This window comes from Escherichia sp. WS1451 (genome assembly GCF_046487365.1).
Lineage (GTDB): Bacteria > Pseudomonadota > Gammaproteobacteria > Enterobacterales > Enterobacteriaceae > Escherichia > Escherichia coli.
The window spans coordinates 46031-58404 of the sequence record NZ_JBJQJP010000004.1 but is presented as its reverse complement, the minus strand read 5'-3'; the positions used below and the strand labels follow the sequence as shown (position 1 = coordinate 58404).

General features: G+C 46.5%; 10 protein-coding genes and 1 tRNA gene. 4 read left to right on the top strand and 7 right to left on the bottom strand.

What is annotated here, in order from left to right; all coding sequences use genetic code 11:
* Positions 1 to 9 precede the first annotated feature (9 nt).
* The 5 genes from ACJHX7_RS07330 to ACJHX7_RS07310 form a co-directional block, all read right to left on the bottom strand.
* Positions 10 to 576, bottom strand: a complete 567-nt coding sequence (locus ACJHX7_RS07330) for a fimbrial protein (protein WP_000032634.1) — start codon at positions 574 to 576, stop codon at positions 10 to 12.
* A gap of 567 nt (positions 577 to 1143) precedes the next feature.
* Positions 1144 to 1629 carry a phosphohistidine phosphatase SixA gene (sixA, locus tag ACJHX7_RS07325; RefSeq protein WP_094029671.1) on the bottom strand — a complete coding sequence of 162 codons (486 nt, stop codon included), beginning with the start codon at positions 1627 to 1629 and terminating at the stop codon, positions 1144 to 1146.
* Between the two features lie 202 nt (positions 1630 to 1831).
* A complete protein-coding gene (fadJ, locus tag ACJHX7_RS07320; protein WP_094029670.1) occupies positions 1832 to 3976 on the bottom strand; it encodes a fatty acid oxidation complex subunit alpha FadJ in 2145 nt (714 codons plus the stop codon).
* The gene (gene fadI, locus ACJHX7_RS07315; RefSeq protein WP_000531921.1) at positions 3976 to 5286 is read right to left on the bottom strand and encodes an acetyl-CoA C-acyltransferase FadI; all 1311 of its coding nucleotides are present in this window, start codon (positions 5284 to 5286) and stop codon (positions 3976 to 3978) included. The genes fadJ and fadI overlap by 1 nt, the downstream gene beginning before the upstream one ends.
* A 180-nt stretch (positions 5287 to 5466) precedes the next feature.
* A complete protein-coding gene (locus tag ACJHX7_RS07310; protein WP_001296261.1) occupies positions 5467 to 5751 on the bottom strand; it encodes a YfcZ/YiiS family protein in 285 nt (94 codons plus the stop codon).
* A gap of 371 nt (positions 5752 to 6122) precedes the next feature.
* Between ACJHX7_RS07310 and fadL the strand changes: the two genes are divergently transcribed.
* Both fadL and ACJHX7_RS07300 read left to right on the top strand, forming a co-directional pair.
* Positions 6123 to 7463 carry a long-chain fatty acid transporter FadL gene (gene fadL / locus ACJHX7_RS07305; protein ID WP_015674710.1) on the top strand — a complete coding sequence of 447 codons (1341 nt, stop codon included), beginning with the start codon at positions 6123 to 6125 and terminating at the stop codon, positions 7461 to 7463.
* Between the two features lie 366 nt (positions 7464 to 7829).
* Entirely contained in the window at positions 7830 to 9077 is a 1248-nt protein-coding gene (locus ACJHX7_RS07300) for a hypothetical protein (protein WP_094029669.1), read from the top strand.
* Positions 9078 to 9255: 178 nt separating this feature from the next.
* Here the strand turns inward: ACJHX7_RS07300 and mlaA are convergent, their stop codons facing one another.
* Complete coding sequence (gene mlaA, locus ACJHX7_RS07295; protein WP_000776768.1) at positions 9256 to 10011, bottom strand: phospholipid-binding lipoprotein MlaA; 756 nt, start codon at positions 10009 to 10011, stop codon at positions 9256 to 9258.
* Between the two features lie 293 nt (positions 10012 to 10304).
* Here mlaA and ACJHX7_RS07290 point away from each other — a divergent pair, with 293 nt between their 5' ends.
* Positions 10305 to 11237 (top strand): formate/nitrite transporter family protein, encoded by a 933-nt coding sequence (locus ACJHX7_RS07290; RefSeq protein WP_000368131.1) that lies wholly within the window; start codon positions 10305 to 10307, stop codon positions 11235 to 11237.
* A gap of 75 nt (positions 11238 to 11312) precedes the next feature.
* Positions 11313 to 11387: transfer RNA gene (locus ACJHX7_RS07285), tRNA-Arg, on the top strand.
* Positions 11388 to 11824: 437 nt separating this feature from the next.
* Here ACJHX7_RS07285 and ACJHX7_RS07280 read toward each other — a convergent pair.
* Entirely contained in the window at positions 11825 to 12355 is a 531-nt protein-coding gene (locus tag ACJHX7_RS07280; RefSeq protein WP_000100042.1) for a hypothetical protein, read from the bottom strand.
* Between the last annotated feature and the right edge of the window lie 19 nt (positions 12356 to 12374).

Here is a 12374-nt window from a genome sequence, read left to right as displayed (position 1 = left end):
GTTGTCACATCAGAGATAGGTAATCTGGAATGTGGTCAGGGTTTCGAACTGGCCGAGATCCGGCGCTTCGGTTTCACCCACCAGCCAGGCTTTAAAGTTCAGCGTTTGCTTGTCTTTACCTTTGCTGGTTGAAGCATCCATCACGATTGGCTGAACAATCTTTTCGCCCACTTTATAACCTTTGCCATGGGTATCGCCGATCACCAGGCTCACATTCTTCATGGCAACACCGCTGTCAACGTTGAATAACGCATAGTTATCTGTGTTGGCTGGCCCCGCGTAGTTAGTGCCGGTGAACGTGGTCTCCATGTTTGTTTCAGTGGAAAACACGCAGTCCTGTAAACGGATCTGGAAATCTTTCGGTGTGGTGGTGCCACCGCCGGTCAGTTTAGCCGCACCGATGTCACCCATATCGACTTCCAGTTTGTGATCGTCTGGAACGATAGAGCACGGGGAGTCTTCAATGGTGCCGTAGAAGCGCGCGGTACCGTTGTTGCCTGCTGCAAATGCAGAACTGGAAACAACTGCGCCCATGACCATCGCCGCAGCAATGGCTGTTTTGGCAAACTTACTCATTATTTGTCCTTAAATCATTAAGAGTTATAATATAAACACCTGACATAAAATTAATATATATTATGCCCGATATTTATAGTTAGCCATTGAACATATACACTCCAATATAATCATAGAATGTAAACAAGTATTCTCTGGTGTGTCTGTATGTTGGTCTTATCTATAAAAAAACTCAATTTAGTAATACTTAAACACTTTATGTAGATTTTATTAATTAATACATCTACAAAATACTTTCACCACTTTCCAACAAAAAAACATGCGAATTATCAACAAAAAAACAAACTATTATAATCAACAAAAATGAATTGCTTATAAAGCACACTAAAAAAAATTATAATAACCTTACCATCATTTATTGCTAAAATTTAATATTAATTAAATCAATAAATATATATTCAAGACACAAAACCATTATCTTCTTTATTTTATTACGGGATTCAATAATGGGAAAATATAATAACTATCGAGAGTTGTTAAATATTAACAACATTTAGACAAGAAAAAGAATGATTGTATGACGGAGAAACTGCCCGGTGTACGCGCACGTAACCGGGCATTGATTGCTTAAATTGCTTTTGCCATCTTCAAATTACAAGGGCTCATTTGCCAGTTGAATTGGCCTTTTCCGCTTTCATCAAGCGTTACGCTGGCAATCGCTGACGTGGTAAACATAGGCGGCGTTTCGCCCGGACATAACTCGGCAACCAGATACCCGACTAATGGTAAGTGGGAGATCACCAGTACCGATTCGACACCTTCGTTGGTCAGTGCCTGGAGATACGCACTGACCAGACCAACATCGCCACAGGGCGTTAGCTCAGGCAGAACTTCTACGCTGGAAGGCAGGTCCATACAATCCGCCACTTCTTCCAGTGTTTGCTCGGCTCGCAGGAACGGGCTCACCAGAACACGTTCGATTTCCACTTTTTGACCTTTCAGCCAGTTCGCCATCAGGCGAGATTCGTCACAACCATTAGTGGTCAGAGGACGAACCGAATCACTGGCGGCATCGAGGGCTGCGTCGCCGTGACGCATGATAAAAACTTGCATATTGCACCGCTTTTGTTAACCAGATTCGCCCGTTTTCTTTCATCTGAAACCAGAGAAAGAAAACGGTGGCCGGCATTGTGCCTTATCCATTCACCGAATGAAACGCTGTTTTTTACCTCAATGGCGTAAGTATAGTCAATATGCGTTTACATTTTGAGCAACACTCCGCCATTCAGCGCGGATTCATATAGCTTTGACCTTCTTATTGCAGGTCAGTTGCAGTTGTTTTCCAAAAACTTTCCCCACGCTTGCTCATCTCGACTAAACGCTCGCAAGGGGTAAAACGGGAACCATACTGCGTGGCCAGTCGTTGCATTATTGCAACCACTTCACCCGCACCGAGAGAATCGATGTAGCGGAACGGACCACCGAGAAATGGCGGAAAACCAATGCCAAATACCGCGCCAATATCTCCGTCACGCACGCTACGGATAACCTGCTCGTCCAGACAACGTACTGCTTCATTCAGCATCAACATCACACACCGTTCAGCAACCTGCGGTGCGGAGAGTCGCCCCTGCCCTTGCGCGCCAATGAGCGGGTAAATGGCGGGATCGACCTGTTTTTTGCTTTTACGCCCTTTCTGACCATAAAGATAGAAACCCCGGCCATTTTTTCTGCCTTTGCGATCGTCGTTCAAAATTGAAGAAACAACATTTGCAGGCGCGCTAAAACGTTCTCCATAAGCGGCTTCCAGTACAGGCATAATTTTAGTCCCGGTGTCGATTCCTACCTCATCCAAAAGTTGGATTGGGCCTACCGGAAAACCAAATTTCACTAGCGCGGCATCAATGTGCTCTACCCGTTCGCCTTCGGTCAACATGCAGATAGCTTCATTGATGTAAGGCGCTAAGATGCGATTGACGTAAAACCCGGCTTTATCACGCACAACAATTGGCGTTTTTCCCTGTTTTTTCGCCAGTTTTACCGTTGTAGCGATGGTTTGCGCCGATGTCCCCGCATGGGGAATGATCTCCACCAGCGGCATTTTTTCTACCGGGCTGAAGAAATGCAGGCCGATAACTTGCTCCGGTCGCGCGGCGTGAGCGGCGATATCGCCAATCGGTAAAGATGACGTGTTCGAAGCAAAGATGGTATGAGCGGCGCAATTTTTCTCCACTTCCGCCACCATCTGTTGTTTTAATTCGAGATTTTCAAACACCGCTTCAATAATTAAGTCACGATGGGCAAAGCCGCGATAATCCGTTGTTCCGGAGATTAATGCCAGCTGTTTGTCACGTTCGCTGGCTTTGAGATGACGACGGCGAACTTTGCCCTCAAGCTGATCCCAACTGTACTTCAATGCATGATTTATGCCCTGCGGGTTAATATCTTTAATTCTGACCGGCAAGCCCGCTTTACAAGCAGTAACATAAGCAATACCGCCCCCCATCAAGCCACCGCCTAAAATCCCTACGCTATTTAACGGCGCAGGCGGCGCATCACTGCCGGGGTCTTTCTTCACGTCCGTACTGGCAAAAAAGATACTACGCAAAGCCTGCGATTGCGGCGTCATCGCCAGTTCACCAAAAGCACGGGCTTCAGCGTCATAGCCGCTACTGGTGCCCTGCGCTAATCCCGTTTCGACAACCTCCAGGATGCGTTCTGTCGCCGGATAGTTACCCTGAGTTTTGTGTTCTGTTTTCTTGCCGACCATTTTGAACAGCAGCGCACGACCTAGCGGCCCCGCCAGAATGCGCTCGCGTACAGGTAGCGGGCGGGAAGATAGTCGATCCTGCTTTGCCAACTCAACAGCGGCTTCCAGTAAAATGGATTGCGGAACGACGTCATCCACCAGCCCCAGTTTTAAAGCCTGCTTTGCCCGTAGTTGCTTGCCCGTGAGGATCATCTCCAATGCTGTGCTGACACCTATCAGGCGCGGCAAACGCTGAGTACCGCCTGAACCTGGCAATAATCCAAGCTGAACTTCCGGCAAGCCAAGCACCGTTTTAGGATCGTCACTGCAGACGCGGCCGTGACACGCCAGTGCCAGTTCCAGCCCGCCCCCCAGGCAAGCGCCATGAATAGCCGCGATAACCGGAACGGGCAAAGCATGAATCTCCGCCATCAACTGTTGGCCCTGCCGCGCCAGTGCTTCCGCTTCTTGCGCCGTTTTGCAGTTGGCGATCATGTTGATGTCTGCGCCAGCAATGAAGTTGTCTGGTTTCGCGGAGATAAACACCACGCCGCGCAACTCTTTGTTTTCACGGAGTTGCTTAATAATGGCGCGCACCTGCGAGGCAAACTCCGCCTTCAGGGTATTCATTTTCTCACCCGGTACGTCGATGGTGATAACAGCAATGTTGTCCAGACGGACATTAAGGGTAAAAGCTGATGCCATTTCCATTATTCCGCCTCCACAACCATTGCCGCGCCAAGCCCACCCGCAGCACAGGCGGTCACTAAACCAAATCCACCACCGCGACGGCGAAGCTCATGCAATGTCTGGGTAATCATCCGCGCTCCAGTCGCTGCGAAGGGATGCCCGTAAGCAATCGAACCGCCAAGCACGTTAAATTTGCTCTCGTCCACTTCGCCAGTGGCATGTGCACGCCCCAGTACATCACGAGCAAAACGTTCGCTACCCAGCAACTGAATATTCGCCAGTGTCTGAGCTGCAAAGGCTTCGTGCATATCGATCAATGTCAGATCGCTCATTGTCAAACCGGCACGTTCCAGCGCCAGCGGCGTTGACCAGGCCGGGCCGAGCAACATGTCCTGCCAGACATCTATCGCAGTAAATGCGTAGCTGCGCAGATACCCCAGCGGTACCAGCCCTAATTCTTTCGCCCGGGATTCAGTCATCAGGATCACCGCTGCCGCGCCATCGGTCAGCGGCGTACTGTTTGCTGCCGTTACCGTCCCGTGTTTGCGATCAAACGCCGGACGCAGCTTTGCGTAATCAGCAAGCGTGGAATTGCCGCGAATATTGTTGTCTTCGGCAAGCGGTTGTTTATAAGGAGGGATAAAGGCAGTCATCACCTCTTCTTTGAGTTTACCGTCTGACCACGCCTGAGCGGCTCGCTGATGCGAACGGTGCGCCAGTGCATCTTGCTGTTCGCGAGTAATACCGTAGGTTTTCGCCATTTGTTCGGCGGTGTCCCCCATCCGCAAGCCGGTAGAATACTCTGCTACCGCAGGCGGTACGGGCATTAAGTCGCGTAAACGCAGGCGAGAGAAGAGTTTCAGGCGCTGGCTCATGGTTCGAGCTTTGTTGACATCAACCAGCACGCGCGCCAGTTTTTTACTGACGCCAATGGGCAATACGGAAGAAGAATCGGCCCCACCGGCAATCCCCGCTCGAATAGTTCCCGCCATCAGACTTTCTGCGACGTTTGCAATCGCCTGGAAACTGGTAGCGCAAGCGCGGCTGACGCTGTAAGCATCGGTATGGACATTCATTCCGGTGCCAAGAACAATTTCACGCGCAATGTTGGGGGCTTCCGGCATCTGAACGACCTGACCAAAAACCAGTTGTTCAATCACTTCGGCGGGGATCTCGCTGCGTGCCAGCAATTCGCCTACGACCATCTTCCCCAAATCAACAGCGGGAATGCCATGAAAAGCCGTCGCCTGACGGGCAAAAGGCGTACGTAAGCCGCTAACAATGGCGATACGATCGCCCTGGCGGGTAACCAGCGGTAAAACCTGACCCATAACACTCCCCTGTAAAATAATAAATAAAGTGGTCTGACCTGATCATAGTCTTAACCATTTTTTTACATTTAGCCAAGTGGAGAAAAGGGAAAGTGGGAGCTATGACACAGAGAGAAAAGTAGAAGAGAAAATAAAACGCCCCCGCCAGGAACTGACAGGGGCGTATATACCCGAGAGGAATTAACGCAGACCCAGCTGGAAGATCAACATTTCAGCTTCGCAGGCAAAAGTGAAATCGATATCCAGGCGTACACCGTCAGACTCTTCAGTGAAAGTCGGGGTGATTTTGCACGGTTCGGATTCCACGCTACGGGCTTTTTCAGTCAGCGCCGCCAGCGTTTGTTCTGCTTCTGCGCGGTTTGCAAACACGCGGCTATAAGACGCGGTGCAGTCGGAGTTGTCCATAATGGTGCCAACATCCATACAGCAGCAAACCGGGGTTTCATCAGCACTACATTTACTCATCGTTGATTTCCTCTGTATGTGCACCCAAGGTGCCAGATAAACGTTGTGGATATTTTACGCTTCCGGAAAGTGCTGCTCCAGTTGTTAATTCTGCAAAATCGGATAAGTGACCGAAATCACACTTAAAAATGATCTAAAACAAAATTCACCCGAATCCATGAGTGCGCCACCTCCAAATTTTGCCAGCTGGATCGCGTTTCTTAGATCATATTTGAAAAAAGATAGAAACATACTTGCAACATTCCAGCTGGTCCGACCTATACTCTCGCCACTGGTCTGATTTCTAAGATGTACCTCAGACCCTACACTTCGCGCTCCTGTTACAGCACGTAACATAGTTTGTATAAAAATAAATCATTGAGGTTATGGTCATGAGCCAGAAAACCCTGTTTACAAAGTCTGCTCTCGCAGTCGCAGTGGCACTTATCTCCACCCAGGCCTGGTCGGCAGGCTTTCAGTTAAACGAATTTTCTTCCTCTGGCCTGGGCCGGGCTTATTCAGGGGAAGGTGCAATTGCCGATGATGCAGGTAACGTTAGCCGTAACCCCGCATTGATTACCATGTTTGACCGCCCGACATTTTCTGCGGGTGCGGTTTATATTGACCCGGATGTAAATATCAGCGGAACGTCTCCATCTGGCCGTAGCCTGAAAGCCGATAACATCGCGCCTACGGCATGGGTTCCGAACATGCACTTTGTTGCACCGATTAACGACCAATTTGGTTGGGGCGCTTCTATTACCTCTAACTATGGTCTGGCTACAGAGTTTAACGATACTTATGCAGGCGGCTCTGTCGGGGGTACAACCGACCTTGAAACCATGAACCTGAACTTAAGCGGTGCGTATCGCTTAAATAATGCATGGAGCTTTGGTCTTGGTTTCAACGCCGTCTACGCTCGCGCGAAGATTGAACGTTTCGCAGGCGATCTGGGGCAGCTGGTTGCTGGTCAGATTATGCAATCTCCTGCCGGGCAGACTCCTCAGGGGCAAGCATTAGCAGCTACCGCCAACGGCATCGACAGTAATACCAAAATCGCTCACCTGAACGGTAACCAGTGGGGCTTTGGCTGGAACGCCGGGATCCTGTACGAACTGGATAAAAACAACCGCTACGCATTGACCTACCGCTCTGAAGTGAAAATTGACTTCAAGGGTAACTACAGCAGCGATCTTAACCCGGCTTTTAATAACTACGGTTTGCCAATTCCTACCGCGACAGGTGGCGCAACGCAATCGGGTTATCTGACGCTGAACCTGCCTGAAATGTGGGAAGTGTCGGGTTATAACCGTGTTGATCCGCAGTGGGCAATTCACTATAGCCTGGCTTACACCAGCTGGAGTCAGTTCCAGCAGCTGAAAGCGACCTCAACGAGTGGCGACACGCTGTTCCAGAAACATGAAGGCTTTAAAGATGCTTACCGCATCGCGTTGGGAACCACTTATTACTACGATGATAACTGGACCTTCCGTACCGGTATCGCCTTTGATGACAGCCCAGTTCCGGCACAGAATCGTTCTATCTCCATTCCGGACCAGGACCGTTTCTGGCTGAGTGCAGGTACGACTTACGCATTTAATAAAGATGCTTCAGTCGATGTTGGTGTTTCTTATATGCACGGTCAGAGCGTGAAAATTAACGAAGGCCCATACCAGTTCGAGTCTGAAGGTAAAGCCTGGCTGTTCGGTACTAACTTTAACTACGCGTTCTGATAACGCGTTCGCCTGGATAAAGTCACCTGCTATGCAGGTGACTTTAACTCCCACACTTCAACGAAAGTTGTTTCCTCATTGCTTGCCTCCTGAGTTTTGCAAACAGCCTGATGGTAGCTTGCCCTTTCAAATCATTAAGTGGTATCCACAGACAAACCTGAAGGGAAAGGCTTATTTTCAGGCGTTCTGCTCGTCTTTCTCAAAGAGTTTACTTTTCTGAATTTCCAGGATACTCAAACCACCCTGGCTATTGTGCGCTCATACACTCAAATTAAAGATAGGGTCTAAATAAATGAGCGTTTTTTGATAGTCTATTTTATTAGGTAATATATATTTGTAACAAATCAATCAACATGGAATAAAATCATGCTACCATCTATTTCAATCAACAATACCAGCGCAGCTTACACAGAATCCATCAATGAAAATAACAATGATGAAGTTAATATATTAGTACAAGAGCTCAAAAACCTTTTTAATGGTAAGCAAGGAATAAGCACCTGTGTTAAACATCTACTTGCGCTTATAAAAAACGCCATACGAGGAAACGACAATCCTGATAGATTTAATATTAATAATTCCTCAGTTGCTTATATTGATATTGGCTCCAATGATACAGACCATATTACTATTGGTATCGATAACCAAGAAACAATAAAATTACTTGCGAGCTATAAAGACAAAGAACTCGTCCGTGCTATCATTAATGACAACATAGTTGAGAAGACTCATGATGATATAAATAATGCTGACTTTACTGATGGTAGTATCGTTGTTAGTGGTAATGAGGGTGCTATTGACTCCAATGATACAGCCGATATTACTAGTGGTATCTATAATCAAGAACCAATAAAATCACCTACGAACGATGAAAACAAAAAAGTCGGCCAAACCATCATCCATGAAAATGTAGTAGAGAATACTCATGATATCAATAACAAGGAAATGATCTTCAGCGCATTAAAAGAAATATATGATGGAGATCCTGGTTTTATCTTCAATAAGATATCACAAAAACTCAGACATACGATAACGGAATTTGATGAGAATGGGAAAAGCGAACCAACGGACTTATTTACCTGGTACGGTAAAGATAAAAAAGGCGATTCTCTCGCTATTGTAATTAAAAATAAAAACGGAAATGATTACTTATCTCTCGGTTACTACGATCAAGACGACTACCACATTCAAAGAGGAATTCGTATTAATGGTGATAGTCTCACCCAATATTGTAGTGAAAAAGCCAGGAATGCTTCAGCGTGGTTTGAAAGCAGTAAAGCTATCATGGCAGAATCATTTGCAACAGGTTCCGATCATCAGGTTGTAAACGAGCTCAACGGGGAAAGACTGAGAGAGCCAAACGAAGTTTTTAAACGTTTAGGTCGAGCAATAAGATATAATTTTCAAGTGGACGATGCAAAATTTAGACGCGATAATGTAAAAGAAATAATTTCTACTTTAGTCGATAACGAAGTTGACCGTTCTCAAAATAAATATGACCACTTTAAGGAAATCGAAGATAAAGTTGAAAAAAGGCTTCAAAATCGCCAGGCTAAATATCAAAATGAAATTAATCAACTATCTGCATTGGGTGTTAATTTTTATGATAATTAAAATTGTCCAGTTTTTTTGATTTTTCAACGTCTGAATATCGGAAACAGACAATGACGAACATCAGTATTTTTACATAATTATGTCCAGGTCATTGTCGGTTTATCTTCTTTTACTTGGGGTAATTGAGGAATAACAACAAAAAAGGTGAGTTTTGTGACTCACCTTTTTTATTTGTTTCTTATTCAGAATCGATATCTTTTAAATCATCCTGAATCGCTTGCGCGTTCGGATTTTCCTGCGGTTTGAGTTCGCCGCCATTAGCGATGAAATCATGACGCTGGAAGTACGCTTCGCGCACCATAATATAAGGATCGGACGACTGACGCAGCAGACCATCGGAATCCAACAACTGCGCACGAGTTTCTATCCCTTCAAGCGTCCATTTACCCACAGACATCGGCCAGGTCAGCCAGGAAAGAACCGGGTAAAGACCATCCGCCATATCACCACCGTCATCACGCAGCGTGAAGCTACCGTAGAACGGTAACTGAACGTATGGCCCATAACCCACACCATAATGACCAAGCGTACTACCGAAGCGGTGAGGTTCAGTCCGTTGCAGTTTCGGGTTCGCCATCCCTGCAACATCAATAAAGCCGCCCATCCCCAAAATGGTGTTCAGGAAAAAGCGGGTAAAGTGGACCATCCCCTGATAAGGGTCGCCCTGCAAGAAGTAGTTAACCATCACCGCAGGTTCTTCAAGGTTGCCAGTAAAGTTGCTCAAACCGTTACGCGCCGGTTGCGGAACATAATCACGCCAGGCGACAGCGACCGGTCGAACAATATACGGGTCTAATACATTGAAGTTGAAGTTGTACATGGTGCGGTTGAACCCTTCTAACGGGTCAGAACGCCCTTGCTGATCTGTACCGGAACTCGCACACCCCACCAGAAGCGTAGTTCCCAGAGCAAGCGCCGACAGGCGAAGCTTCATAAATGTCTCCCTGTTTTTTTATGGCTTATGCAGTTTGCCATCCATGACGGAACGATACCGTATCCGCCTGTTTAGGTGTGGGCGATTGTAACAGCACGTCAACTGATGTCCAGACGCCCTGATTTGCTGATTTGATCATAGCCTGGTAATCGCCGCCCTGTAGGCTACTTGATTCTATAGAAACAGAAAAAGGCAAACGCGGCCTTTTCTACATTTTCAGAGTAACTCCCGCCAGTTGCGAGCAAAAAAGCCGCTACGCTTTAGCTATACGTGCTAATTCAAGAGAAGAGACCATGGACAACGACAAAATTGATCAACACAGCGACGAAATTGAAGTTGAGAGTGAAGAAAAAGAGCGCGGCAAAAAAATAGAAATAGATGAAGATCGACTCCCCTCCCGGGCGATGGCAATTCATGAGCATATCCGCCAGGATGGTGAAAAAGAGCTGGAACGCGACGCAATGGCACTACTGTGGTCAGCCATTGCGGCGGGTCTGTCGATGGGCGCTTCATTACTGGCAAAAGGGATATTTCATGTCGAACTGGAAGGTGTGCCGGGCAGCTTCTTGCTGGAGAATCTCGGTTATACCTTTGGTTTTATTATCGTCATTATGGCCCGCCAGCAATTATTTACCGAAAATACCGTGACTGCGGTACTACCTGTAATGCAAAAACCGACAATGAGCAACGTTGGCTTACTTATGCGGTTATGGGGCGTCGTGCTGCTGGGTAATATTCTCGGGACAGGTATTGCGGCGTGGGCATTTGAATATATGCCAATCTTCAATGAAGAAACTCGCGATGCATTTGTCAAAATCGGCATGGATGTGATGAAGAACACCCCCAGCGAGATGTTTGCCAACGCGATCATTTCCGGCTGGCTGATCGCCACTATGGTATGGATGTTTCCTGCAGCGGGTGCGGCAAAGATTGTGGTGATTATATTGATGACCTGGCTTATTGCCCTGGGTGACACCACTCACATCGTTGTCGGTTCTGTTGAAATCCTCTATCTGGTGTTTAACGGTACGCTGCACTGGAGCGATTTCATCTGGCCCTTCGCACTACCTACTTTAGCGGGGAACATCTGCGGCGGCACCTTTATCTTCGCGTTAATGAGTCATGCACAGATTCGTAACGACATGAGCAACAAGCGCAAAGCAGAAGCACGCCAAAAAGCAGAACGTGCGGAAAACATTAAGAAAAATGATAAAAACCCGGCATAAATGGCGAGGGTTTAAGCAATCGAGCGGCAGTGTACTTACCCCGCAGTCCATTAGCGGGTATACTCATGCCGCATTGTCCTCTTAGTTAAATGGATATAACGAGCCCCTCCTAAGGGCTAATTGCAGGTTCGATTCCTGCAGGGGACACCATTTATCATCCCCCTCGCAATAACCCACTTACAATCAGTGAGTTATCTTAAAATCCTTAGTATAGTCAACCAGCACTTCGATATGTGAACGCAAATCATCATGCATTCGTGAACTTAACTGGAAACCTCCCCCATTCGATGTCAAAATGACTACCCCAATAAGTTGCCAATAATCAGGCTAATCAATACGGGTCAGTCTTGCTGGTCAGTGATCATAAAAATGTCACCTCATATTAGACACAGCAAATAATTGTGTCGATTAAACATACTACCTTCAGCATAACCGTTCCTGAAAAATTATTATATTCAGTAATCTGAATAAATTACTGGACTGCTATTTTTCTCAGCAACCATATTTAGCAGCAAGCCAGAAAATCTGAATGATTACAGATGCTGGCCTGCTGAATCTCCCTTCTGGAAATCGTCAGAATCTAGTGATTACTTACTTTGTTCTGGTTTCTCTTCATTCTTATTGTGCACTTCCACTTTGGGTAATTTATTAAAAACCAGATTTTCTTTTTCAACCAGAGTCATGACTTCTTTGGTGATATCAGCTGACTCGTTATGCGCAAGCACAACACCTGAAGACAATACGGCAATATTTTTAGGATTGTCTTTTCTCCATGTGCCTATAGCATTATCTATCGCACGGGATAACACCATTTTTGCGCTATTTTCCTCAATAACATATTGTCGTTCCAGTTTTTGTCTGGCATCAAGAAGCAGCGCCTCTTTATTCGCGTTATCTGCGAATACTTTTTGCGCATCCTCATATCCTTTTTCAAGAATACTCTTAACCTCATTCAGATGTTTTCTGGCCATGTCTCCGGCGGCAGACTGATTATAAATAGCATCGATATTAACAACTGCAATTTCTTTTGACTTTTTCATATAAAAAACACCAGTAAGTACAATCAGCAACAGCAGCACTACTGCATTAACAACAGAAAATTTCATTACAGAACTCATTATGACAACCCTGAGGTGG